This window comes from Streptomyces sp. NPDC090021 (assembly GCF_044748225.1).
Classification (GTDB): domain Bacteria; phylum Actinomycetota; class Actinomycetes; order Streptomycetales; family Streptomycetaceae; genus Streptomyces.
Genome location: NZ_JBIVFO010000021.1, coordinates 20,167 through 43,003 on the forward strand (window position 1 = coordinate 20,167; position 22,837 = coordinate 43,003).

Here is a 22,837-nt window from a genome sequence, read left to right on the forward strand (position 1 = left end):
CGCCCAAGTACGTCCAGTACAAGGGCGCCCCTCCGCCTTGCGATGCACGGCACCAGACGCCGTGAGCCACGCCCTTCGGGCGCCCGGCGCTACTTTCAAGACACGCCCTAGCTCAGGTTCCGGGGAGGATGCGGCGCGTTTCATATGCCCACATCGCGATCTCGACCCGGTTGCGGGCGCCGAGTTTGGCCATCAGGCTCGCCAGATGCGTCTTCACCGTGCTGAGGCTGATGTGCAGTGCATCGGCGATCTCGGTGTTGGTCAGCCCGCGAGCGACCGCGAGGAGCACCTGCTCCTCGCGGGCGGTGACGGGGGAGACCGGCTGGGCCACGGGCCGGCCGGCGGGCAGGTCCGCGAATGCCTGGAGCAGACGGACGGTGACGCTGGGCGCGATGAGCGCCTCACCTTCGGCCGCCGACCGTACGGCCTGCGCCAGGAGGTCCGGTCCCGTGTCCTTCAGGAGGAACCCGCGGGCGCCGGCCCGCAGTGAGCCGTAGACGTACTCGTCGAGGTCGAACGTGGTGATGACGACCACGGCCGGCGGGTCGGCGACGGCCGGGCCGGCGACCAGCCGGGTGGCCTCCAGCCCGTCGAGTTCGGGCATGCGGATGTCGAACAGGCAGACGTCGGGGCGCAGTTCGCGGGCCAGACGTACCGCTTCCCGCCCGTCGGCGGCCTCGCCGACCACCTCGATGCCGGGCTGGGCGTTCAGCATGATCCGCAACCCGGTGCGGATGATCGTCTGGTCGTCAGCGACGAGGACGCGAATGGGCACCGCTCTCGCTCCTCGCTCTCGGCAGTTCGGCTTCGACATGCCAGCCCCGGTCGATACCCGGGCCGGCTCGTAGTGTGCCGCCCAGCAGAGTCGCGCGCTCGCGCAGTCCGGTAAGTCCGTATCCCTCGCGCCCCCGGCCGGTGCGCCGGCCGTCGTCGCGCACGCTCACCCGTACCGTGTGCCGTTCCGCGGCGACCCGGACGACGAGCTCGGTCGCGTCGACCGCATGGCGCAGCGCGTTGGTCACCGACTCCTGCACGATCCGGTAGACGGCCGCGTCCACGGCCGGGGGCAGCGCGTCCAGTTCGCCGTCGAGCCCCAGGTCGACCCTGAGGCGACCACCCGGCGTGCGCACCAGGCGCTCCAGATCCGCGACCCCGGCAGGGGGCGCCAGCTCGGCGCCGACCCCGCGGTCGCGCAGCGCGGCGACCATGGCGCGCATTTCCTCCAGCGTGCGCGCCCCTTCCTCCTCGACCCCCTCCAGCGCCTCGACGGCGGCGGACGGGTCGGCGCCCGCGAGCACCCGGCCCGCCTGGGCGATGATCACTATGGCCGACACGTGGTGGGCCACCGTGTCGTGCAGTTCCCGGGCGAGCTGCTCGCGCTCGCGGGAGCGCACCTGGTCCAACTGCCGCTCGCGAGCGGTCACCCGGAACCGCACGGCAGCCCCCACCACACCGGGCATCAGCAGGAAGACGAAGCCCACGACGTTCTCGGCGAGCGGGGTCTCGTCCGTGACGGAACACAGCGCGCTGGCCGCGAGGATTACCGCGCCGCCCAGTACGAACTCGCGTCCCGATCCCCACCGGGGCAGCGCGTACACCAGCACGAGCACGACCGTGCTGGTGTACAGGCCGACGGGCTCGCGCGGTGCGGCGACGAGCGAGGCCGCCTGAAGCAGGACCACCGAGCCGAACGCCAGCGTCACCGTCGCCAGCGGGCGGGTCCGGCGCCACAGGGGCAGCAGGCACAGCCATACGGCGAACACCACCGCCACCGGCCGCCACACGACGTTCTCGCGCAGGGTGGCCTCCAGCACCACACCGGTGAGGCCCGCGGCGAGCAGCGCCCAGTCCCGCCGTACCCGGGCGGGCGGGTCGGACGGCCGGGGTTCGGTCCACAGGGTTCGCAGGTCGTCTCGGAGCACGGTTCTCAGCCTAGGGACCGCGGCGCGCGGCGCATCGGCCGAAAGGACGGGTCGTCACTCCGCCCCGGGGCCGACGGATCCACGGCCCGCGGGCCGATGCCGCAGAGCGCCGTGGCGACGAACCTCGGCATCGGCGGCCGTACAAGGACGGCCGACGACGTGGTTGGAGGCCCCGATGCTCTCGAAAGCCCTGTTGCGCCTGGGCGGCGGCGCCGCCCGCCATCCCTGGCGGGTGATCGCGGCATGGCTGATCGCCGCCACCCTCGCCGTCCTCGCCGCCGTCGCCTTCGGCGGGCGGACCGCGGACTCGATGACCGCTCCGGGACTGGATTCGCAACGGGCCGCGGAACTGATCGGGCGGGCCGGCACCGGCCAGGAGGGGATGACCGCCCACGTGGTCGTCACCCCGGTCGACGACGGTGCGACGTTCTTCGACGACGCCGACGCGCGCACCGCTCTCACCCGGCTGCGGGCCGAGGTGACGCGGCTGCCGCACGTCCTCGGCACGAGCGACCCGGCGGGGGCGCTCGAAGCGGGTAGGGACACCGCCGTGGGCGGCGGCCTCGTTTCCGCCGACGGGCGGATCGCGGTCGTCCGGGTGCAGTACCCCGACCAGAGTCGGCTGTCGGCCCAGGACCTCGACGCCCTCGTCGATCTCGGTGACCGGCTGCGCGCAGAGCTGCCGCTGCGCATCGAGATGGGCGGGAACCTCTTCTACGCCTTCTCCGACCCCGACGGCGGCGCGAGCGAGCTGATCGGCCTCCTCGCCGCGGCCGCGATCCTGTTCCTGGCGTTCGGTTCGCTCGTCGCCGCCGCGCTGCCGATCGGCATGGCGGTCTTCGGGCTGACCGTCGGCGTCGCCACGATGACGGTACTGGCGGGGGTGACGGAGGTCCCCACCTTCGCACCGGTCCTGGGCAGCATGGTCGGGCTCGGAGTGGGCATCGACTACGCGCTGTTCGTGCTCGCCAGGCACCGGGAGTACCTCGCGTGCGGGCTCGATCCGCAGGCGGCGGCCGGACGAGCGGTGGCGACGGCGGGGCGGCCGGTGGTCTTCGCCGGCGGCACCGTCGTCGTGTCGATCCTCGGCCTGGCGGTCGCGAACGTGCCGTTCATGACGGTGGGCGGGATCGCCGTCTCGATCGTCGTCCTGACGATGGTGCTCGCGTCGGTGACGCTGCTGCCGGCCTTCCTCGGCGCGGCCGGCCCGCGCCTGGCCCGCGCCGGCCGGAGCGGCCGGATCGGCCGGGTTCTGCAGACCGGGAAGCCGGGCCGGCTCGCACGGCGGCGGGACCCGGCGGCGGGCGCCGCCCACGCCGCCGGGTGGCGTCGCTGGATCGGGCACGTCGGCCGGCACCCGGTGCTGTACGCGGTCGGCGCGGCGGGGCTGCTGCTGACGGCGACGCTGCCCGTGCTCGGCCTGCGCGTCGGCCTGCCCGACGACGGCTCACTGCCCCACAGCCGTACCGAGCGCCGGGCCTACGACCTCGTCGCCGAGGGGTTCGGCCCGGGCGTCAACGGTCCCCTCGTCATCGCCGCGGACCCCACCGGTGATCCGGGAGTGCTGGACCGGCTCGTCGGGGCGGTCGCGGCGGACCCGGGCATCGCATCCGTCGCGCCGGCGCACGTCGACCGGGCCACCGGCATCGCGACCCTCGTGGTGTTCCCGACCACCAGCCCCCAGGACAAGGCCACGGCCGACACCATCGCCCGGTTGCGCACCGACGTGCTGCCCACCGCGATCGGGCACGGCCCGGCCAGGGCCCACGTCGGCGGCGCCGCCGCGAGCCTGTCCGATGTGGGCCGACGTACCAGCCAACGCCTGCCGGCGCTCGTCGCCGCCGTGCTGGCGACGTCGTTCCTGCTGCTGATGCTGGTCTTCCGCTCGATACTCGTACCGCTCAAGGCGGTACTGCTGAACCTGCTGAGCATCGGCGCGGCCTACGGCATCATGGTCGCGGTCTTCCAGTGGGGCTGGGGAGGCGCACTCATCGGGCTGGAAGCGACAGTGCCGATCGTGTCGTTCATCCCGATGTTCCTCTTCGCCATCCTGTTCGGCCTGTCGATGGACTACGAGGTCTTCCTCCTCTCCCGCGTACGCGAGGAGTACCTGCGCACCGGCGACAACGGCACGGCGATCGTCGAGGGCGTCTCGGGCACGGCCCGGATCATCACCTCGGCCGCCCTCATCATGGTGGCGGTCTTCCTGTCCTTCGCCGTCGCCGAGGACCCCTCCACCAAGATGTTCGGACTCGGCCTGGCCACCGCGATCTTCATTGACGCCACGGTCGTACGCATGGTGCTGGTACCGGCGACCATGACGCTCCTCGGCCGGACCAACTGGTGGCTGCCGAGATGGCTGGACCGGATGCTTCCCCGCGGCCCGGTCGGCACCGACGACGCCGACGCGGAACCCAGGGGTGAGGATCCGCGTCCACGCCTGGTCGACCGCTGACCCACATCCTGCCCGCCCTTGGCGTCCGGCACCTCAGCGCGCCACCCAGGGGCGTTTCGAGCCGTGACGTACAGGGCGGCGAGATCGTCACTCCTCGGTACCGCACCGGTGCTTGCCGTGACGGACCGTCGAGCGGACCCGACAGCCGTCACGGAAAGCACCGCCGCAGTACCAGCCGGCGGTACTAGCCGGTGGCGCCGGGAGGTCCCGGACCGTCCTGTGGGTGGACGACGTGGTCGTGGCGTACGCGGTCCGCGTTGGCCCGCTCCACCCGCTTGGCGTCCAGCGGCGGCCGCCCCGTGCCGCTGCCCGTCCGCGACGGGACGCCCGGCTGCCGGCCGTGGTCGTCCACCGTGCCGCCCTCGTGCTGGAGCGCTGGTCTGCGCGGTGGGTCCGGGGGAGCGGGTTCGGGCCGCGGCCCGGGCTCGGGCCCGGGCTCCTGCGGCATCGCGTCGTGCACCGTACGCTCGGCCCGCTCCGGATCGGGGACCGAGACGGCCACCCGCCGGAACGGCGCGCCCTCGGCCAACTCCAGGCAGAGCACCGCGCTCTCCGCCTTCACCGCGACGAAGTCCTCGCCGTCGGGCCGGTTGCGGACCCCGCTGCACCGCCCCGGCGACCACGTTCCCGAACCGGCCCGGCCGCGCAGGACGCGCCACCAGCTCCGCTCGACGTGCACCTCGCGCAGCGCCGACACCGGTACCCGTACCTGTCGCCGCCGTGCGGCCAGGCCCTCACGCAGCCCCAGCCGTACGACGACCTCGCCCCCTTCCACCGTCACGTGTGCCATGGCAGCCACCGCCTTCCCACGGTGCGGCTCCCCCCTCACCACCGTACCCATGCGGGGCCCCCGCCCCGGGCCACCCGAGTGGCCCGAGTGGCCCGAGCCCCGGGCGGGACCCGGTGACCGCGTTCACGAAGCGGTGCGCCGCTACCCGGAGGCGGCGATGCCCACCTTGTCGTATGCCTGGTCGATCGCCGCCTGCGCGGCGGTCAGCAGCTCGGGGTTCCCGAAGAGGTACGTGCCGGTGACGTCCCGCAGGGCACGTCGCATGTCCGAGAAGTCCGACTCGCTCAGCAGTCGCACCAGGGCGAGATAGATCAGCAGTGACCACTCCTCGATCTTGAGGACCGGCCGGCCCTCGGCGTCCACCGAGGTGAGCAGGTTGAACATGGCCTTGTTGTGGATGTTGCTGTTGGTGTGCACACCGCCGTTGTCGCTCGACGTGAACAGGAAGTCGTCCATGTGGTCGGGATCGCCGGTCCGGGTGGGATCGCTCAGATCGCGCAGAGGTCTGCCGTTGCCGCCCATCCCGGCCCCGATCTCCCAGTTCCAGGTGCCGACGTCGTGGGCGTCGGGTGCCTCGTACCAGTTGGCGATGATGACGCCCAACGTGTCCGCCAGCGACTCGTTCAGGGCGCCGGACTGGTCCTGGTAGATCAGGTCGCTGGAGGTCTCGATCACCCCGTGGGTCATCTCGTGCGCGATGATGACGAGGTACCGGGCCAGGCTGACGAGCCGGCCTCCCTCGGACACCTGTCCGTACCACATCCGTTTGTCGAACCAGACCGCGTTGAACCACTCGGGCCCCGGCCCGTCCAGGCGGTAGGTGCAGTTGACCAGGGAGACCAGGTCCATGTCGGCGTCGTCGATGCCGTTGCGGAAGAGCTGGTCGCGGTAGTACTTCTCCACCCGTTCGGCATTGACGTGCGCCGAGACCCCGGCCCGGTGGCCGACGCCGAAGTCCGCCTGCGGCGAGCCGATCGCCACGGTCGGTGGCGGGACGGTGTCGATGTCCGCGAAGTCCATGTCGTAGGTGGCGATCTGCCGCCACTTGTCGTGCAGGAGGAAGGAGCCGTTCTGCCGGCTGCCGTGGAACCGCTGCCGGGCGCTGGCCTCGTCCTCGCCCTCCAGCCTGATCGGCACGGTGATCGTGGGGGACATCCCGTAGGACTTGAGGATCTCGCCGGAGTGCGCGTCGACGAGGTATCCGGTGAGCGGGAATGCCTCGCGCGGCGACGCGCCCAGGCCATGGCCGCGCTGGCCCGGCTCACGGCGGTTCTCCGGCAGTTGGGCCGGTACCCCGCGCAGGTGCCAGGCCAGGTGCCACTGGTCGTTGCGGTTGACGTACGTCAATGCGGGCGGCGGCAGTGCCGCGGCGTCGACCGTGGCGCCGGTCGCCGCCCTGACGCGGTCCAGAGCCTCCGTGCCCGACAGCTGCGGCACGGAGTCGACGCCCTCGACCTCGCCGAGCCTGCCGTCCATCGACACCAGCCGCTGGTCCTCGTCGAGCTCGACCAGCACCTCGGCGCCGAAGACGGGGATCTCCTGCCGGGTCTGCTCGAAGCGGACGAGGGTGGTGCCGGTGCCTGCCTGGCGGCGTTCCGTGCTCAGTACGAGATCGGGCACCCGCTCGGGCCGGTCCTCGCGAACGGCCTCACGCAGCGCCGGTGCCTCCTCCACGGCCAGCTTCTCCGCCAGGTAGAAGCGGGCGGCGGACTCGGCCGAGTTGAAACTCCGTTCGTCAACGCCCTCCGGAGCCCCCACGCCGCGTACGGACTCGGGCCCGGGAGGCGCGTCCGCCTGTGGGTCGTCGGTGAAGTGATAGCGGAATCTTTCCAGTTGCGACATGACTGATCACACGACCCTCCGTGATCGTCCCCCTGGTTTCTGCTGTACCACCCCTTCGCGCGCGCGTTCTCTCCGCGCGTTCTCTTCGCGTGCTCACTTCAAACGTCACACCAGGTGACATCGGTGGCAAGCGGACGGCCCCGCCGGGATGCACGGTGCACCCGTGTTCGCTTCAACTGTGTGACATTCAACGGCATTCGGAGGGTATTGCGGCGGCTCGGCCGCAGGGACCACGATGGAGTGGTCGGGAGCCTGTCCTCGGAGCAGCATGCCCGGCCACCGGTCGGGCACGTGGCCGCCGGCCCCCGGGCTTCCGGGTCACGGAGGACTTCAAATGCCTGTGGCCAGCACCGGCGGGGTGGACGCACTCCAACAGGCGGGCTACGCAGTGGACTTGCAGGGCAGCGTAGAGGACACGGCGGCCTTCCTCGTCCGCGACAACCGTCCGCTCCCGCCCGTCGAGGCGCTCGCGGCCGTGCCCGCCGCGACCCGGACGGACGCCGAAGCGGCACTGCGCGCCACGACCGTCTTCGCCTTCGTGGCGGGCGAACTGGCGGCAGCCGCAGCCCCGTCGGCCGTCCCGCTCGGGCCCGCGCCCGGCGGTGTCTACCTCGCCGCGCCGGCCGGCTCCCCGATCGAGGAGATCCACCTGCCCGGCGCGAAACCGGGACACACCGAACGGCTGCTGCCGGACCCGGGACTCCTCGCCCGCCCCGCCGGGGCCCCGCCCGCCGGGTTCGTGGAGGCCTTCGAGGACACGGCGCCCTCCCCGCAGACGATCGCCGCGGTCCGGGCGGCCGTGACGGCCGAGGTGCTGGGCAGGCACGTGGCGCGCATCTCCGGCATCCGACCGCTTGAGGAGGACGGGGCGTTGAAGGTGCGCAGCCGGGACGCGGCGGCCTCGGACAACGCCCTGGTCGTGGAGGCGCTGGCGCGCCGGTTCGAGGGACTCGGACTGGCCGTCCGCCTGCACCCGTTCCGGTGGCGTGACCACCGCCTGCTGAACGTGGAGGCCGAGCACTCCGTTCCGGGCGCCGACTCCACCGTGCTCATCACCGCGCACCTGGACTCCACCGCCGCGAACGGCTCCTTCGTCGACGCGTTCGGCGATCCGCGACCCTACGATCCGGCGGTGGACCCCGCGCCGGGCGCCGACGACGACGGCAGCGGCACGGCCGCCGTCATGGCCGCCGCGGAATGCCTGAGGGCGATCCTCGACAGCAACCGCAGCGACCGCATGCCCACCCGGAATGTGCGCTTCGTGCTGTTCAACGCCGAGGAACAGGGGCTGGTCGGCAGCAAGTACTACGCACGCGCCGCGGCGGCGGCGGGCGAGGACATCGCCGGCGTCTTCCAGATGGACATGATCGCGGGACGGCAGCCGGGAAGCACCCCCATCGTCGAGATCCACGCCGGCTCCCTCGTGTCGGGGCCCGTCGTCAGCGCGTCCGACGCGCTGGGCGAGCGTGTCGCCCGCGCCGTACCGGTCATCGACCCGGAGGCGAAGGTCCAGCAGCTGACGGGCCTCGACGACCCGGCGGCGGGGCGCAGCGACCACGCGAGCTTCCACGAGCGGGGGTGGGCGGCCGTCGCCGTCTCCGAGGACCTGTTCTCCACACCCGACGGAGACCCGGGAACCGGTACCCGGCAGTACCACACCCCGGGTGACACCCTTGTCGACCAGGACCACGACACGGAGTTCGCGGCGACCGTGGCCCGCTCCGTCATCGCGGCGGCCCTGACGTTCGCCGGCCTGTGAGGCCGGCGCCCGCCGGGCCCGAGGCGCCCGTCGGGGCCCGCGTCAGCTCCGGCCGGCGAGGGCCCCGACGGCCAGGGCGATGGCCGCCGCGGCATTGGGTACGAGGTAACTCGGTTGCAGCCGAAGCCCGTTCGCCGGACGCAGGTCCGCGTCGAGCCGCAGGCTCCAATGGTCCGGCTGGCTGGTGGAACGGTGGCGGACTGTCTGAGGTGTCTGCGCGTACTCCCAGCCGAACCGGAAGGGCCGCCTCTGCCTCTTTTCCCGGTGGAGCCATTCCATGTCGTCGATGACGAGGAGGAGACAGATCTCGGGGCGCAGGGTCAGCAGGTTGACGGAGACCCCGGTGTAGTACAACTGCGCCTGTGTGCCGAGCATGGCTTTGAGGCGCAGCACTTCCGGTTCACCTTCCGGGTCCGGCGGCCCGACGAACGGGGGGCGCTCGTGCTCGTCGGCCGCGTAGAGTTCCTCGACCCACTCCCGGTAGAAGTTCCGCTCCACCGAGAATTCCGTGGCGGGTGGGAAGGGCTGCTCGGTCTGCGGCGCGAAGATGCCGGAGGGGGCGATGTGGTTGAAGTGGCTGTGGGTGGCCACATGTTCGGAGCGATGAGGCAGCAGTACGTCATACGTCCCGTCGCCCGCCCTCAGCATGACGACCGTTCCGTGAGAGACGGCGGCGGAGTGGTACCGCCCGTCGACCACGGGGTCGGCGACGCGGTCGTGCAGCCAGCGCCGCCTGTTCAACCGCTCCAGGGGGACCGGCCGGCCGGGGTCGTCGGCGAGCGCGTCCATCAGTTCGCTGTCGAGGTCTTCGGACGTGGCCAGTGAGGCGAAGTAGCGGCCGAGTTTGCAGTCGAGACGGGGGCCGGCGTCCCCGCCCAGGTCCAGTTCGTGCAGCGCGTAGGTGGGGCCGGAGAAGAACGCCCGGCGTTCGGCCTTCGTGATGGAGCCGTACCTTGCCACGTAGCGGTCGAACGCGTCACGCCCTTCGTGGGGGTCGAACTCCGCGTCGTAATCGGCCCAGTGGGGCAGTGCCGCACCGTGGAGACGTCCGAGCGCCGCTTCCAGGTCCGTGGTCGCAGCAGCTGGGTAGGCGCAGATCGGCATGGTCTGGCCCCACAGCTCGACCAGGGAATGCCGCGGGTAGAGGGCTCGTAACGTCTCCACCATCCCCACGTCGGCCAGGATTTCGGACCGTGTCCGGGCTCGCTGGGCCTTCGCGGCCCTGGCCTGTGCGGACGGGGGCGGCGCCTTGTCCGGAGGACTCGGCATCGTGAACGGCAGATCGACGATCTCGCCGCGCTCGGCGCGGTGATGCAGACTGCGCCAGACCGCGACGCTGCCCAGGTCGGAGAGCCCGTTCGCCCGGGCCGGCGAATCCGGCGTCCGGGCCCGTTCGAGGCAGGCGACGACGAACGGGCGGCAGAACCTGTTCCAATCGGGGAACTGGGCGGTCCTTCCTCCAAAGTTGGCGAAGAAGGCACTCCGTCCGACCGTCAGGGCGGTCTCGGTCGCTCTGTACAGCTCATCCGTCGTGCCGAACCCGGCCATGTCCTTCAACTCGCGCAGCATGCCGAGAAAGTTGGACTTGGCGTCCCTCTCAAGGTGCTCGTCCGCCATCGCGAGGCCCCTCCTGTCAGCGCCGGGTACCGATTCTCGCGCAGCGGAGCAGGGCGGGTACGGGAAACGCCGGAACCGTCAACCGGCCACGGTGGACGGTCCGGATCGGTCCGGATCGGTCCGGGATCCGTCATCAGCGCCGGCCGGCCAGGGATCGTCTGAGGCGCAACAGCCGCGACGAAGGGATCCGCAGTCATGGGAGAGAATGCGCAGCAGCGCCGCCTCCGCCGCCGCGCCACCGCGGTGGTGAGCGGGCTGGCAGTGGCGGTGGCCGGACTCGCCGCGCTCGTTCTGGCCGTCCTCCAACCCGAGCTCGCCCAGGCTGTGGGCTTCGCCCTCGCGGTCCTCGGGATCGCGGCGCAGCTGCGCGAGTGGCACCACCGCGCCCGGGCCGACGCCGGTCGGGCGCGGGACGCCGAGGGCGACGGGACGGCATGACCGAGTGTCCCGGCCCCCGGGGAGGTGCCGCTCGCCGGACGTCGACGGCTGGGGAGACCGGATCACCGCTGCCCGAGCCCGACGAGGGCCCCGGCAGCGGTGTCGCCCGGAAGGGCGTCGGCGGGGCGGGTCCCGGTACGGGTACGGGTACGGAAGGTGCGGCGGTAGGTGTCCGGCGGGACGCCGACCGTCCGGGCGAAGTGACGGCGCAGGGTGGTGGCGGTGCCCATGCCGGTGGCCGTCGCGATGGTGTCGACGGTGTCGTCGGTGGTCTCCAGCAGTTCCTGCGCATGCCGGATGCGCTGGGTGAGCAGCCACTGCAGCGGGGTGGTGCCGGTCACCGACCGGAAGTGGCGCCCCAGGTGGCGCGAGCTCATCCCCGCCTGACGGGCCAGGTCCTCCACCGTGAGCGCCTGGTCCAGGCGCTGCAGCACCCAGGGGAACAGGCGGGCCAGCGGATGATGGCCCGGGGTGGGCACCGGAGTGGTCACGAACTGGGCCTGGCCCCCGTCGCGGTGCGGAGGGACCACCAGACGCCGGGCGATGGTGTTGGCGACGGCCGAGCCGTGGTCGAGGCGCACCAGGTGCAGGCAGAGGTCCATGGCGGCGGCCTTGCCCGCGGAGGTGAGCACGCTGCCGTTGTCGACGTAGAGGACATCGGGATCCACCGTGACCCGGGGGTGACGTCTGGTCAGTTTCTCGGTGTGCGCCCAGTGCGTGGTCGCCCGGCGGCCGTCCAGGAGGCCGGCGGCGGCGAGCACGAAGGCGCCCGTGCACAGCGAGGCCACGCGGGCTCCCGCCGCGTGGGCCGCCCGTACCGCGTCGACGAGCTCGGCCGGCGGCTCCCGGTCGACGTCGGCCCAGCCGGGGACGATCACGGTGTCGGCCCGCCGGAGCCGTTCGAGTCCGTGGTCGGGGAGGAGGCGGAAACGGTCGACCTGGACGGCGCTCGGGCCGCAGAGCGCGAAGTCGTACCAGGGATCGACGATATGGGTCAGATCGGAGCCGAAGACCTCGATCGCCAGGGACAGTTCGAAATGCAGCATGCCGTCGGTGATGGCCAGCGCAACAGTGGTCACGTCCGGAAGTGTACGGGTCATGTCGTTCCGGACACTCGTGCGGCGGGCCGCTCCGCGCCAGGATCTTCCTGACGGAGCGCGGCGGGCCGTAACGGTCCGCCGGTGCACAACTCGGCGTGCGAAGGAGCGGGTTCATGGGATCGGGTCAGCAGGTGACGGTGTTCGGCGCCTACGGGCACACCGGCCGGTTCGTGGTGCGGGAACTGCTGGAGCGGGGGTTCGTCCCCGTGCTGTCGGGCCGTGACGGAGCCGCGCTGGCGAAGCTGGCACACGAGACCGGTCTGGACGCCCGCCCGGCAACGGTGGACGACCCGGACTCGCTCGACCGCGCGCTGGCCGGCACGGCCGCCGTCGTCAACTGCGCGGGACCGTTCGCCTCGACGACCGCCCCCGTGATCGAAGCCGCCCTGCGGGCGGGGATGCCGTACCTGGACGTCGCGGCCGAACTGGAGGCGAACATCGACACCTTCGCCCACTTCGCGGACCGGGCACGGGCCGCCGGGGCGGTCGTCGTCCCCGCGATGGCCTTCTTCGGTGGCCTCGGCGACCTGCTGGCCACCGCCGCCATGGGCGACTGGGACGAGGCCGACGAGGTGCACATCGCCTACGGCCTGAGCAGCTGGCACCCCACCGCGGGGACGCGGCTCTCGGGTGCGGTCTCCCGGGAGCGGCGCGGTGAGCGGCGCCTGCGCTACACCGGAGGTCGGTGGGAGTACCGCACCGACGCCCCGCCCACCCTCGAATGGCGCTTCCCGCAGCCGACGGGTACCCGCCCCGTGATCGGGGAGTTCACGATGGCCGACGTGGTGACCGTGCCCACCCACCTCTCCGTCCCGCAGGTCACGACCTACATGACGGCCAACGCCGTCCAGGACATCGCGGCCCCCGCAACGCCCGCGCCGGCCGCCGCCGACGAGAGCGGCCGGTCCGACCAGACCTTCGTCGTCGACGTGGTCGTCCGGCGCGGCGGCGCCGAACGCCGGGCGGTGGCCCACGGCCAGGACATCTACGCCGTCACAGCACCCCTCGTCGTCGAAGCCCTCGAACGAGTCCTCACGGGCCGCACCCGCACCGTCGGTGTCGCCGCCGCGGGCGAGATGTTCGACGCCCCCGACTTCCTGCGGGCGCTCTCCCCGCACGTCACCCTCGCCCCGCTCCCGTAGCGGCGTACCGCCCCGCCCCGCCCCCGCCCCCTCCCCGCCCCACTTCCGGGTGATCTGGGCCACCGGCTGTCACCGGGGCAGCCGACGCGGTGCCCTGAGGCCGTACGCACCAGGACACCGCCCCACGACCCGTGATCCGCGGCTCGACGCCGACGACCGCAGGCATCCGCACCACCGCACACGACCGGAAAGGCCGATCCACACCATGACCGGACAGACGACCGCGTCGCCGCGCGGCGGCACCCTCCTGAAGACCGCGACGGTCCTGCAGACCCTCGCGCTCTTCTTCCAGGCATCCACCGCGGGCCTGCTGCTGACCTCGACCCGCGCCTACACGCTGCACGACTACGGATCGAAAGTGATGTACGCCGCCGCCATGCTGTACGTCCTCGCCACGGTCCTCGCATGGCGCCCGGGCGGCGGATCCCCGCGCCCGATCCTGTACTCCACCGGCTTCCTCGGCCTCGCCTCGGCCCAGGTCGCCCTCGGCATCGCCCACGTGGCATCCCTGCACGTCCCCCTGGGCGTGGTCATGTTCGCCCTCAGCACCCTGGCCCTGGTCGGATCGCTGTCCCGGCGCCCGCTGCCGCGCCCCGCCGTCCGTTCCCAGCCGCGGGGTGAACCGCGGCGCAGGAACGGCTCGCCGGCGTCACCCGTACGAAGAGCTCCCGGTCCGGAGACCTCCGGGAACGGCCTCGGGGGCGGTGACGAAGCGGGCCGGGCCGACGGGTACCGAGCCCGGGGCCGCGGCGGCTGCGCGCGGGCCGAGGAGGCGGTTCACGGGCCGGTTCCACGGGTCACCTCTCGGCCTGCTGCCAGACGGAGGTGAGTGCCGCGACGGGGTCGTCGTCGGCCGGTGCCGCCGGCCACCAGTCGCCGTCGTCATCCTGGAGGTAGGGGTACCAGCGGGTGTCGGGGCCCAGGCGCAGCTGGATGCCGTGGTCGGTGAGCGTGAGGCGGTTGCGCCAGGCCCTGAGGGCGACCGGGGTGCTGGTCATTTCGGTGAGGGCCTCGGTCAAGGCGCTGCGGGCGGCTGTCATGGCCGTCGGGTCAGGGGTGTGGGGCTGTTCGGCGACGGTGATGCCGGGCGGGCCGCCATACCGCCAGGCGCGGGCGAGGCGGGCGAACGCGGTCGGTCTGGCACCGGTGTTCTGGATGAGGTGGTGGAACCACTCGGGTCCGCAGTCGCTCGCGGCGATTCGTGCCGCATCCTCGCGCTGTGTCAGGTACAGGCTGGTGGTGTCGCCCGTGAGCAGCCGGGCGGCGCGTGCGGCGGTGTCCGCCGTGAGGCGTTCGAGGTCCGCGGTGGACAGACGGGTGCCGGGTGGCGGGGCGGTGGGCAGCGCGGCGGTGTGGGCGGCCGGTGCGGGGAGTTCTGGAAGGGGTGGAGTGCGTTCGGCCAGGGCGGCCCAGGCCGCGTAGGCGCCGGCAGCCGGGAGGCCGGCCGGCGCGGGTGGCAGGGAAGTCGCCCGGGTGGCCGTACGACGGGCCCGCAGCTGGGCGAGGACTTCTTCCCGTCCGCGGCCGCGCAGGGCGAACACCACGAAGGGGTCGGCGTCGATGGTGGAGGCGATGGCGTAGCAGAGCGCGGCGGCGTGTTTGCAGGGGTAGCCCCAGTCGGGGCAGGAGCATTCGGGGTCGAGTTCGGTGGGCTGCGGGAGCAGGGGGACGCCGGCGTGGCGGGAGTCGTCGACGAGTTCGGCGGGCATTTCGCCGTCGAGGAGTGCGGCGAGATGCCCGGCTCGGGCTGCGACGGTGTCGAGGAGGGTGTCCCACTGGGCGCCGGTGAGGACGGGCAGGTGGACGGTGGAGCGGTAGGGGCGGGGCCTGCTGCCCTGGACGGCGGCTTCGACCCGCCCGGGGGCGATGCTGATCGGCCCTACCATGCCCTGGCGGGCGTAGGTGCGTCCGCGGGACAGGCGTCCCGAGTCCAGGGTGGAGTCCTCCAGGGCCGTCACCCATGCCTGGCCCCACCAGGTCGCGGCGAAGGCGCGCCTGCCGCGGGCGGGTGTGCGGCGCGGGCCGGGGATCGACGGGCTCATTCCTGCCTCCCCAGGGCGACGAGTTCGGCGAGATCGGCGTCGGACAGTTCGGTCAGAGCGGCCTCACCGGAGCCGACCACGGCGTCGGCGAGCGCGCGCTTGGATTCGAGAAGCTTCGCCACCTTGTCCTCCACGGTGCCTTCCGCGAGGAGTTTGTGGACCTGTACGGGCTTGTCCTGGCCGATGCGGTAGGCGCGGTCGGTGGCCTGGTCCTCGACCGCCGGGTTCCACCAGCGGTCGTAGTGCACGACATGGGTGGCACGGGTGAGGTTCAGGCCGGTGCCCGCCGCCTTCAGGGAGAGCAGGAGCACCGGCACCTCGCCGCGCTGGAAGCGGTCCACGATCTTCTCGCGTGCGGTGACAGGGGTGCCGCCGTGCAGGAGGAGGGTGGGGAGGCCTCGTTCCGCGAGGTGCTGCTCCAGCAGGCTGGCCATCTGCCTGTACTGGGTGAAGACCAGCACCGACTCGCCTTCGGCGGTGATGGTGTCGACCAGTTCGTCGAGCAGGTCGAGCTTGCCGGATCGGCCGTGCAGCGGTGTGGACCGGCGCAGGTACTGGGCCGGGTGGTTGCAGATCTGCTTCAGCGCGGTGAGGAGCTTCAGGACCAGTCCGCGGCGGGCGATGCCCTGGGCTTCGGCGATCTCCGCCATGGTTTCGCGGACCACCGCCTCGTACAGGCTTGCCTGTTCGGCCGTCAGCGGCACGACGCGGTCGGTCTCGGTCTTGGCGGGCAGTTCGGGCGCGATGCCCGGGTCGGACTTCCTGCGGCGGAGCAGGAAGGGACGCACGAGACGGGACAAACGCTCAGCGGCCTGTGGGTCCTCACTCGACTCGATCGCGCGGGCGTGGCGGTCGCGGAAGACGGCGAGCGGTCCGAGGAGTCCGGGGGTGGTCCAGTCGAGGAGCGCCCACAGTTCGGAGAGGTTGTTCTCCACGGGGGTGCCGGTGAGGGCGACGCGGGCGCGGGCGGGCAGGGCGCGCAGCTCGCGGGCGGTCGCGGCGTAGGGGTTCTTGACGTGCTGGGCCTCGTCGGCGGCGATCAGCGACCAGGCGATCTCGGCGAGGATCTCCCGGTCGCGGCGCAGGACGCCGTAGGTGACCAGGACGATCTCGTCGTCGGCGAGGTCCTTCAGGTGGCGGTCGCCGCCGTGGTAGCGGCGTACCGGCGTGGCCGGCGCGAACCGGGCCGCTTCGCGCTGCCAGTTGCCCAGCAGCGAGGTGGGGCAGACGACGAGCGTGGGGCCCGCGGTGGCGGGGTCGGTCTGGCGGTGCAGGTGCAGAGCGAGCAGGGTGATGGTCTTGCCCAGGCCCATGTCGTCGGCGAGACACCCGCCGAGACCGAGCTCGCACATCTCGGCCAGCCAGGCGAGGCCCCGTTTCTGGTAGTCGCGCAGCGTGGCCTTCAGCGCGGTGGGCTGCGGGGCGGGGGTGCGGGATCCGGGGTCGTGGATACGGGCGACGAGGTCGCCGAGCGCACCGACCGCCGTACAGCGAAAGGTCTCTCCGTCCCGCTCCGCCTCGCCGGTCAGCGCGGCGCCCAGCGCCTCCATGGGAGTGAGCGGTTCCATCCGGCGGCGCTTGGCGCGGGCCACCAGCTTCGGGTCGGCGACCACCCACTGGTCGCGCAGCCGGACGAGGGGGCGGCGCGTCTCGGCGAGGGCGTCCATCTCGGCCTCGGTGAGCGGGTCTCCGCCGAGCGAGAGCTGCCAGCGGAAGTCGAGGAGGGTGTCGGCGTCGAGCATGCCGCCGGCGCTGGATCCGGGGGCGGTGTGGTGCCCGATCTCCGCGGTCGCGGTGAGTGCCTTGACGAGCTCGCGAGGCCAGTGCACGTCGACACCGGCGGCGCGCAGCGTGTCGGTGGCGTCGCCCAGCAGGTCGAAGGCTTCGTCGTCGGTCAGCCGCAGCTGGTCGGGAGCGGCGTCCTTCAGCAGCCGGTCGAGCGGTGGCCAGACGCGGGCGCCGCGCCGCAGTGCGAGCAGCATCTCGGTTTCGGCGCGCGGGCCGAACAGGCGCTCGGTCTCGGTCGGCTCGCTCCACAGCCGTGCGGCCTCCACGACGAGCGCCGGATCCGCAGCGGTGTGCAGCTGGAGGACGGCCCGGAACCGCCGGCGGCGCCCCTCGGGTACGTCGACCCGCAGCGAGACCCTGACGTCGGCGGTGAACGCGGCGGCGGTCTCCTCGGCCCACTCGTGCAGGCTGGGCACAGCACGCGTCTCGCGCCAGGCGTACGGCAGGGCTCCCATGGCGAGCGGCGCGGCCGGGGTACGGACCAGGGCGTCGGCGACCGCGTCGCAGAACCGGCGTACCAGCGGGGCCGGTTCGGCGATCCGTAGCGGGGCAGGACCCGGCTCCGGCAGGCAGTGGCCGTGTGGCGGGAAGGCGGCGGCGAGGGCGTCCAGCGTCCGACGCTGGGCGGCGGTGAAGGGGCCCGCCTGCCAGCTGTCGTAGCCGCCGGGGGTGAGGGCCGGGTAGAGACGGCCGTCGGCGAGCAGCCGGAGCGCGAATCGGGCGGCGGCCTGCCAGGCGGCGGCGGAGGGGTGCGGCGGCTGTGCCCCGGACAGCGCGGCCACAGCGAGGGCGACGGGCAGCGCGTAACCCACCACCGTGCGCCGTCTGACCGAGCGGCCGTGCGGCAGCACGAGCTCCGTCGCCTCGGTCTCGACGCCCGCGGGTGCCGTGCCCTCGGCGGCGGCCGCCCCGGCGGGCTGCCAGAGCAGCAACTGGCCGAGGCGGGCAGGCTCGCCGGGCAGGAACACCGCCGCCCAGCCGCCGTCGAGCAGACCCCGCGCCCAGGCGGCCGACTCCGGCGCGGCCAATGGCGGCACGCTCCCTGTGCTTGTGCCTGTGCCTGTGCCCGTGCCTGTGGCTGTGCCCATGCCTGTGCCCGTGCCCATGCCTGTGCCCGCGCCTGCGCCCTGCTCGTGTACGAGGACTCGTGCCACTCCCTTTACGCCTCACTGTCGTTCAGGCGGTCTTCACCGCGCCTTCGTCCATTAGCAGGTTCCGACCCTGCCGTCACCGGCGCGAGTGGGCCTTGTTCGCCGCGGTGCGCATGCGTTTGGCCAGTCGCTTGTCGACGCCGCGCAGGCCCTCACCCAGTTCGGCGAGCACCTGGGCGGTTGCCGGGTGCTCCACTCGCCACAGCTCGTCCACCCGCTGTTCCAGCGCCTCCGGCGCCGTGTTCCAGCTCTCCAGGAAGCCCCGGGTCAGCTCCTCGCCCTCCGGAGCACCGGCGAGGATCGACAGTCCGTCGATGAGCATCCACAGTCCGGCCTCCTCCGCACGCGCCGGGTCCGCGAGTGCTTCTGCGCCAAGGCGCGCGCCCAGGGTCGTGGTGGCCACCTGACGGCACCCCTCGGCGTCGGAGTCCGCCGCCTTGCGCAGTACGCGCAGGGCCCGGGGGTCGTCGAGGCCGGCCAGCACCAGTTGGGCCACGGCGCGCTTCGCCGCTGCCTCGGACCCCTCTCCCGCGCATGCGTCGAGCAGTCCTACCGCGGCATCCGCCGCCGAACGGTGTGCCAGCCACCCGTCGACCTCCCGGCGCATCTCCTCGGGGGAGTAGCCCAGAAGCCCCCGGAGCAGAGCCTCGGCGTCCGCTTCGGCGTACTCACCGAGCAGGGGCGCGGCCACACCGCACTCCATCAGGTACGCGCGGAGCCCGTGGCGGCCGAGTGGGCTGAGCCGCATGCGGTGCCCGCGGGTGTCGTCCGACGACCGCTCCGACGCCGCCGTCGAGGTTCCCGAACCGCCGCCCGGCTTCTGTCCGACCACGGAGTCCAGGAGTGTGCGCAGAGTCTCCTCGGCCGAATCGCCGCCGTCACCGGGCTCGTACTCCACCGCGCCCAGCAGGGCGAGCGCTTCCCCGAGCTTCCGGAAGGACACCGCGAACAGCGCCTCGAAGAGATCGAACTCCGGCCCCTTCTCGCCCACCTCGCGGGCTTTCGCCCGCAGGTCTTCGACATCCACCCAGGCGTCGTCCGGGGCCTCGTACAGCACTCCGACCAGTCCGTCGGCGATCTCGGCCGTCAGCTCGCCGAGTTCGCCGTGCCACCCGTCCAGCACCCCCGTCTCGCCGATCTCCTCCAGCAGATCGCCCATCGTGGCGGTCCAGAACTCAAGGAGGCCCTCACCGGTGAAGTCGGTTGCCGAGCCACCCCACGCGCGGCCGCGGCTGATCGTGATCAACCCGCCGTCCACGGCGAGCCACCACGGATCATCGAGAACGGCCACGTCCTTGGCGCTGCGCAGCGACTTCAACGCATGAGCCCGCGCGACGGCATCGGCGAACGGTGAGTCGTCGCCGGCCAGCTTCCACAGCCGGAGCTCCTCGACGGCCTCACGGGCAAGCGCGGGCCGCAGCACCCGGCCGGCGGTGACCTGCCGTCCCTCGCGGCACCAGGCGGCGAGCCGCAGCGCAGCGTCGAAGAGCGGAATGCCCCGCACGGCAGCGACCAGGTCCTCCCGCGGAGCCAGGGTCACCGGGCGCAGCACAGGCGCGTCCTCGGCCGGTCCGTCGACTCCGGCATCGACCGGATCGCCCACCCGGCAGTGCCCGCACGTACACAACGCCACGTCGTCGGCAGTCAGCCGACGGACACCGCCGCGTCCGCCCCGATCACCGGTCGGCGGCTTCGCTGTGCCGGACACCGCGTCCGGCGTCAGCCGGGCCAGTCGCGCGGTGATCCCGTCCCGGTCGAAGGCCGCCGGATCGTAACCGGCCGCCCGCAGCTCGGCGACAAGCTCACCGTACGGGCCATCCCCGTCCCCGTCAGGGCTCTTGAGGAGCTCCAGCACCTCGGCCAGCCCCCACACGCCGCCGATGTCCTCGGCCGGCACGTCGGCGCGACGCCCGCCGACGCAGCGCACCGCCCGCTCTGCGCCGACCGGGCGCGGCAGTGTCTTCTCCAGCGTGATGCCGTGCTCCCAGTCGTCGCCGAAGTCGTAGACGTAGCGCAGCCGTGCCTTCTCCTCGGCCAGCACGTCGCCGAGCGCGGTGGCGTCCTCGTCGAAGACCTGGTGGCCGAAGCTGACATCCATGCCGGTGAGTCGGGCCGTATCGCCGTACCCCCGGCCGAACTCGTCGGTGAACAGATGCAGATGCTCACCGTGCCATCCGAAGGCGACCTGGATGGCGTCGTGCAGCGTCCCGAGCGAGGTGTCGGACGGCAGCACGAGGCGCCGCCACAAGGGCGGTCTTGTGCCGTGCAGCACGATCTTCAACTGGAGATCGGACGGGGCCGTCTTCCCGTCTCGCCGCATCTGCCGCTCCTACCGCACCGGGGCCACTCGAACGGCCCCATCATGGCGCTGCCGGTGTGCCCGGCTCAAACCCGGTCGTGGCGACCACCGTCCTTCGGGGCATACACGGCCCTGACGCCGCCCGCAGCGGATATCCTCCGCCCTCGCGACCCTTCGCGGGGCGCGCGGCGTCTCCGGCCGCGCCGGTACGGGCGCCCGCGCAGCGCCCCGGCCCGGCGCACAGGCGCTCGGGAGCACATGGCCCTACCGGCCACGGCTGTCGCAGCCCTCGGCATGTGCGTCACGCGGCGTGATGCCGGATTTCGTAGCCCGTCCGGGTGTCCGAGTCACAGTCCTGCCCGGTGACTGGGTCAGTCACGGTAAAGCGAGCGGACAGAGGGGCAGTCTCCAGCGCCTGTACTGTCCAGCCCCGAGACTCGAGGCCGCTGCGGAGTGTGGCCGCGATGTCGGCCATCGGCGCGGGGTTCTCGGTGGCGACATCGAGGTCCTGGCTGGGACGGTTCACGAGGCTGTGCGCCCTCACGGCATACCCGCCGGTGAGGACCAAGGGATACGCTGAGCCGAGGGCAATCACATCCGCCAGGAGCCGCCTGTGCAGCTCCGGCATGTCCGTCACGCGGCTGCCCGGGTGCGAGAGGCGAGCTGGGGGAAGGCGTCCTCCCACACGGTGCGCACGGTGCGCCCGACGAGGGTGCGCAGCACGGGCCACAGCTGGAGGAGTAGATCCCGGTTGAGGTAGCGGGGCAGGTCGTCGTGCAGGCCCTCGTGCAGGACGGTGCGGTACAGACCCATGCGCTGGCGAGGTTTCCCCAGGTCGTACGAGGTCATCCCGGACCAGGCCAGGTGCAGCGGCAGCTCCACGAGACCGTGCGTCGGCCCGTGCAGCTCGTCCAGCGACTCCGGCAGTCGGCTCCGGAACTTCTCCCGGTACAGCGCGAGGTTTTCGGCGTCCGCCCCCGAGAGGCCCTTTGGCGCGGGTGCGGGATGCTGCGGGCTGGAGGGCATGCCTCCATTATGGCGGCCGCAGAAGTGGTGCGGCCATGCCGTCGGCCACCGCGTCGAGGATGGCGTACAGCGCGGCCTCCGGCCGAGGGGGAGGAGGCCCGGGTGTGCGCCTGGGTGCGGCGGCGCAGGCCCGTGGTCCGGAGAAGACGCGATGCGGAGTTGCGGACAGAAGGTGTCCGCATGGGGGGGATAGCTTGCTGCCATGGCCTCCAGGACGACACATCCCGTACTCGGCACCCGCGCGCTGAACCGCGCCACGCTCGCCCGCCAGCTGCTGCTGAACCGCGCCGAGATGTCCGCGCGGGACGCCGTCGCCCACCTCCTCGGGCTGCAGGCGCAGAACGTCAAGCCGCCCTACTTCCAACTGCACGCCCGGCTGGCCGGCTTCGAGACCGCCGAGCTGGCCGGGCTCATGGAGTCCCGCGAGGTGGTCCGGATGGTCACCATGCGCTCCACCATCCACACGCACACCGCCCACGACGCCCTCACCCTGCGCCCGCTCGTCCAGCCCGTCCGCGACCGCGAGGTGGCCCACTTCCGCCGGGGCCTCGTCGGGGTGGACCTGGACCGGCTGGCCGACCGGGCCCGCGCCTTCGTCGACAGCGCGCCGCGCACCATGGCGGAGATCCGCGAGGACCTGCTCCGGGAATGGCCCGACGCAGATCCGCAGTCCCTGTCCGTCGCGGCCCGCTGCCGGCTGCCGCTGGTCCAGGTCACGCCCCGCGGGGTGTGGGGACTCAGCGGGCAGGTACGGCTCACCACCGTCGAGAACTGGCTCGGCGAGCCCGCCGGGTCCGCGCAGCCCGTGGACGACGTGGTGCTGCGCTACCTCGCCGCCTTCGGGCCCGCCTCCGTCAGGGACATGCAGACCTGGGCCGGGCTGACCCGGCTGCGGGAGGCCTTCGAGCGCCTGCGGCCCGCACTGGCGGTCTTCCGCGACGAGAACGGCGTGGAGCTGTTCGACCTGCCCGACGCGCCCCGGCCCGAGGCCGGCACCCCGGCGCCGCCCCGCTTCCTCCCGGAGTTCGACAACCTCCTGCTCTCGCACGCCGACCGGACCCGCGTGGTCGCCCCCGAGGTCAAGGGGCGCAGCTGGACCGGCAACCAGGCCCACTGCACCCTGCTCGTCGACGGGTTCCTCGCCGGCCTGTGGAAGCTGGAGGGCGGGATGCTCACCGTCGAACTGTTCGACCGTGTGCCGAAGGCGACCGGGGAGGAGATCGTCGCCGAGGGAGAGAAGCTGATCGCCGACATGGGTGCGCTGCCCGACGGGAGCGGCCGCCCCGCCCCGTCCGTACGGTTCGCGCCGATCCGCGGCTGAGCCGCCCGGCACCTCGGCCGCCGCCGGCGCGCCGGCGGACCACCGCCGGAGCGACACCCCGACCACCGCGCGGGACCGCCGCCGAAGCACCGCATACGGTCAACTCACGGCTGACGCCGCCCTGGTGGTACGCACACCGGACGCG

15 protein-coding genes and 2 pseudogenes are annotated in these 22,837 nt (G+C 72.7%); 6 read left to right on the forward strand and 11 right to left on the reverse strand.

Annotated elements, in window-relative coordinates; all coding sequences use genetic code 11:
- Nucleotides 1-112: 112 nt before the first annotated feature.
- Together ACIPXC_RS18475 and ACIPXC_RS18480 are read right to left on the reverse strand one after the other, a co-directional pair.
- Nucleotides 113-775 carry a response regulator gene (locus ACIPXC_RS18475; protein WP_401618972.1) on the reverse strand — a complete coding sequence of 221 codons (663 nt, stop codon included), beginning with the start codon at nt 773-775 and terminating at the stop codon, nt 113-115.
- Nucleotides 750-1,922: a sensor histidine kinase gene (locus ACIPXC_RS18480; protein WP_401618975.1), complete on the reverse strand. Its 1,173-nt coding sequence runs from the start codon at nt 1,920-1,922 to the stop codon at nt 750-752. Before ACIPXC_RS18480 ends, ACIPXC_RS18475 begins: the two co-directional genes overlap by 26 nt.
- Before the next feature lie 175 nt (nt 1,923-2,097).
- Here ACIPXC_RS18480 and ACIPXC_RS18485 point away from each other — a divergent pair, with 175 nt between their 5' ends.
- Nucleotides 2,098-4,377 carry an MMPL family transporter gene (locus ACIPXC_RS18485; RefSeq protein ID WP_401618978.1) on the forward strand — a complete coding sequence of 760 codons (2,280 nt, stop codon included), beginning with the start codon at nt 2,098-2,100 and terminating at the stop codon, nt 4,375-4,377.
- Nucleotides 4,378-4,561: 184 nt separating this feature from the next.
- On the opposite strand, the gene ACIPXC_RS18490 is transcribed toward ACIPXC_RS18485, so the two are convergent.
- Both ACIPXC_RS18490 and ACIPXC_RS18495 read right to left on the reverse strand, forming a co-directional pair.
- On the reverse strand, nt 4,562-5,167 hold the full coding sequence (locus tag ACIPXC_RS18490; protein ID WP_401618981.1) for a hypothetical protein: 606 nt from the start codon (nt 5,165-5,167) through the stop codon (nt 4,562-4,564).
- Between the two features lie 141 nt (nt 5,168-5,308).
- Nucleotides 5,309-7,009, reverse strand: a complete 1,701-nt coding sequence (locus ACIPXC_RS18495; RefSeq protein ID WP_401618983.1) for a M4 family metallopeptidase — start codon at nt 7,007-7,009, stop codon at nt 5,309-5,311.
- Between the two features lie 334 nt (nt 7,010-7,343).
- Between ACIPXC_RS18495 and ACIPXC_RS18500 the strand changes: the two genes are divergently transcribed.
- On the forward strand, nt 7,344-8,768 hold the full coding sequence (locus ACIPXC_RS18500) for a M28 family metallopeptidase (protein WP_401618985.1): 1,425 nt from the start codon (nt 7,344-7,346) through the stop codon (nt 8,766-8,768).
- A gap of 42 nt (nt 8,769-8,810) precedes the next feature.
- On the opposite strand, the gene ACIPXC_RS18505 is transcribed toward ACIPXC_RS18500, so the two are convergent.
- Nucleotides 8,811-10,385 carry a hypothetical protein gene (locus ACIPXC_RS18505; protein WP_401618987.1) on the reverse strand — a complete coding sequence of 525 codons (1,575 nt, stop codon included), beginning with the start codon at nt 10,383-10,385 and terminating at the stop codon, nt 8,811-8,813.
- Between the two features lie 195 nt (nt 10,386-10,580).
- Between ACIPXC_RS18505 and ACIPXC_RS18510 the strand changes: the two genes are divergently transcribed.
- Nucleotides 10,581-10,823, forward strand: a complete 243-nt coding sequence (locus ACIPXC_RS18510; RefSeq protein WP_401618989.1) for a hypothetical protein — start codon at nt 10,581-10,583, stop codon at nt 10,821-10,823.
- Between the two features lie 62 nt (nt 10,824-10,885).
- On the opposite strand, the gene ACIPXC_RS18515 is transcribed toward ACIPXC_RS18510, so the two are convergent.
- Nucleotides 10,886-11,902, reverse strand: a complete 1,017-nt coding sequence (locus ACIPXC_RS18515) for a helix-turn-helix domain-containing protein (RefSeq protein ID WP_401618992.1) — start codon at nt 11,900-11,902, stop codon at nt 10,886-10,888.
- Nucleotides 11,903-12,036: 134 nt separating this feature from the next.
- Here ACIPXC_RS18515 and ACIPXC_RS18520 point away from each other — a divergent pair, with 134 nt between their 5' ends.
- Nucleotides 12,037-13,065 (forward strand): saccharopine dehydrogenase family protein, encoded by a 1,029-nt coding sequence (locus ACIPXC_RS18520; RefSeq protein ID WP_401618995.1) that lies wholly within the window; start codon nt 12,037-12,039, stop codon nt 13,063-13,065.
- A 205-nt stretch (nt 13,066-13,270) separates the two neighbouring features.
- A pseudogene (locus tag ACIPXC_RS18525) lies at nt 13,271-13,627 on the forward strand (hypothetical protein); the annotation flags it as partial.
- A 235-nt stretch (nt 13,628-13,862) separates the two neighbouring features.
- On the opposite strand, the gene ACIPXC_RS18530 reads toward ACIPXC_RS18525, so the two are convergent.
- The 5 genes and pseudogenes from ACIPXC_RS18530 to ACIPXC_RS18550 form a co-directional block, all read right to left on the reverse strand.
- A complete protein-coding gene (locus tag ACIPXC_RS18530; protein WP_401618998.1) occupies nt 13,863-15,107 on the reverse strand; it encodes an SWIM zinc finger family protein in 1,245 nt (414 codons plus the stop codon).
- Nucleotides 15,104-17,983, reverse strand: a complete 2,880-nt coding sequence (locus tag ACIPXC_RS18535) for a DEAD/DEAH box helicase (RefSeq protein ID WP_401619001.1) — start codon at nt 17,981-17,983, stop codon at nt 15,104-15,106. Before ACIPXC_RS18535 ends, ACIPXC_RS18530 begins: the two co-directional genes overlap by 4 nt.
- 139 nt (nt 17,984-18,122) lie before the next feature.
- Nucleotides 18,123-20,366 (reverse strand): hypothetical protein, encoded by a 2,244-nt coding sequence (locus tag ACIPXC_RS18540; RefSeq protein WP_401619004.1) that lies wholly within the window; start codon nt 20,364-20,366, stop codon nt 18,123-18,125.
- A gap of 319 nt (nt 20,367-20,685) precedes the next feature.
- Nucleotides 20,686-20,973: pseudogene (locus tag ACIPXC_RS18545) on the reverse strand (hypothetical protein); the annotation flags it as partial.
- A gap of 5 nt (nt 20,974-20,978) precedes the next feature.
- Nucleotides 20,979-21,371, reverse strand: a complete 393-nt coding sequence (locus ACIPXC_RS18550) for a hypothetical protein (protein ID WP_401619006.1) — start codon at nt 21,369-21,371, stop codon at nt 20,979-20,981.
- 202 nt (nt 21,372-21,573) lie between these two features.
- On the opposite strand from ACIPXC_RS18550, the gene ACIPXC_RS18555 reads away from it, so the two are divergent.
- On the forward strand, nt 21,574-22,692 hold the full coding sequence (locus ACIPXC_RS18555) for a winged helix DNA-binding domain-containing protein (RefSeq protein WP_401619009.1): 1,119 nt from the start codon (nt 21,574-21,576) through the stop codon (nt 22,690-22,692).
- Nucleotides 22,693-22,837: the final 145 nt, after the last annotated feature.

Bases quoted from the DNA above. Each gene is read 5' to 3' on its own strand.
- ACIPXC_RS18490 (WP_401618981.1), bottom strand. From the start codon at position 5,167: ATGGCACACGTGACGGTGGAAGGGGGCGAGGTCGTCGTACGGCTGGGG.
- ACIPXC_RS18520 (WP_401618995.1), top strand. From the start codon at position 12,037: ATGGGATCGGGTCAGCAGGTGACGGTGTTCGGCGCCTACGGGCACACC.
- ACIPXC_RS18510 (WP_401618989.1), top strand. From the start codon at position 10,581: ATGGGAGAGAATGCGCAGCAGCGCCGCCTCCGCCGCCGCGCCACCGCG.
- ACIPXC_RS18555 (WP_401619009.1), top strand. From the start codon at position 21,574: ATGGCCTCCAGGACGACACATCCCGTACTCGGCACCCGCGCGCTGAAC.
- ACIPXC_RS18540 (WP_401619004.1), bottom strand. From the start codon at position 20,366: ATGCGGCGAGACGGGAAGACGGCCCCGTCCGATCTCCAGTTGAAGATC.
- ACIPXC_RS18500 (WP_401618985.1), top strand. From the start codon at position 7,344: ATGCCTGTGGCCAGCACCGGCGGGGTGGACGCACTCCAACAGGCGGGC.
- ACIPXC_RS18550 (WP_401619006.1), bottom strand. From the start codon at position 21,371: ATGCCCTCCAGCCCGCAGCATCCCGCACCCGCGCCAAAGGGCCTCTCG.
- ACIPXC_RS18485 (WP_401618978.1), top strand. From the start codon at position 2,098: ATGCTCTCGAAAGCCCTGTTGCGCCTGGGCGGCGGCGCCGCCCGCCAT.
- ACIPXC_RS18505 (WP_401618987.1), bottom strand. From the start codon at position 10,385: ATGGCGGACGAGCACCTTGAGAGGGACGCCAAGTCCAACTTTCTCGGC.
- ACIPXC_RS18495 (WP_401618983.1), bottom strand. From the start codon at position 7,009: ATGTCGCAACTGGAAAGATTCCGCTATCACTTCACCGACGACCCACAG.
- ACIPXC_RS18535 (WP_401619001.1), bottom strand. From the start codon at position 17,983: ATGGGCACAGCCACAGGCACGGGCACAGGCACAGGCACAAGCACAGGG.
- ACIPXC_RS18530 (WP_401618998.1), bottom strand. From the start codon at position 15,107: ATGAGCCCGTCGATCCCCGGCCCGCGCCGCACACCCGCCCGCGGCAGG.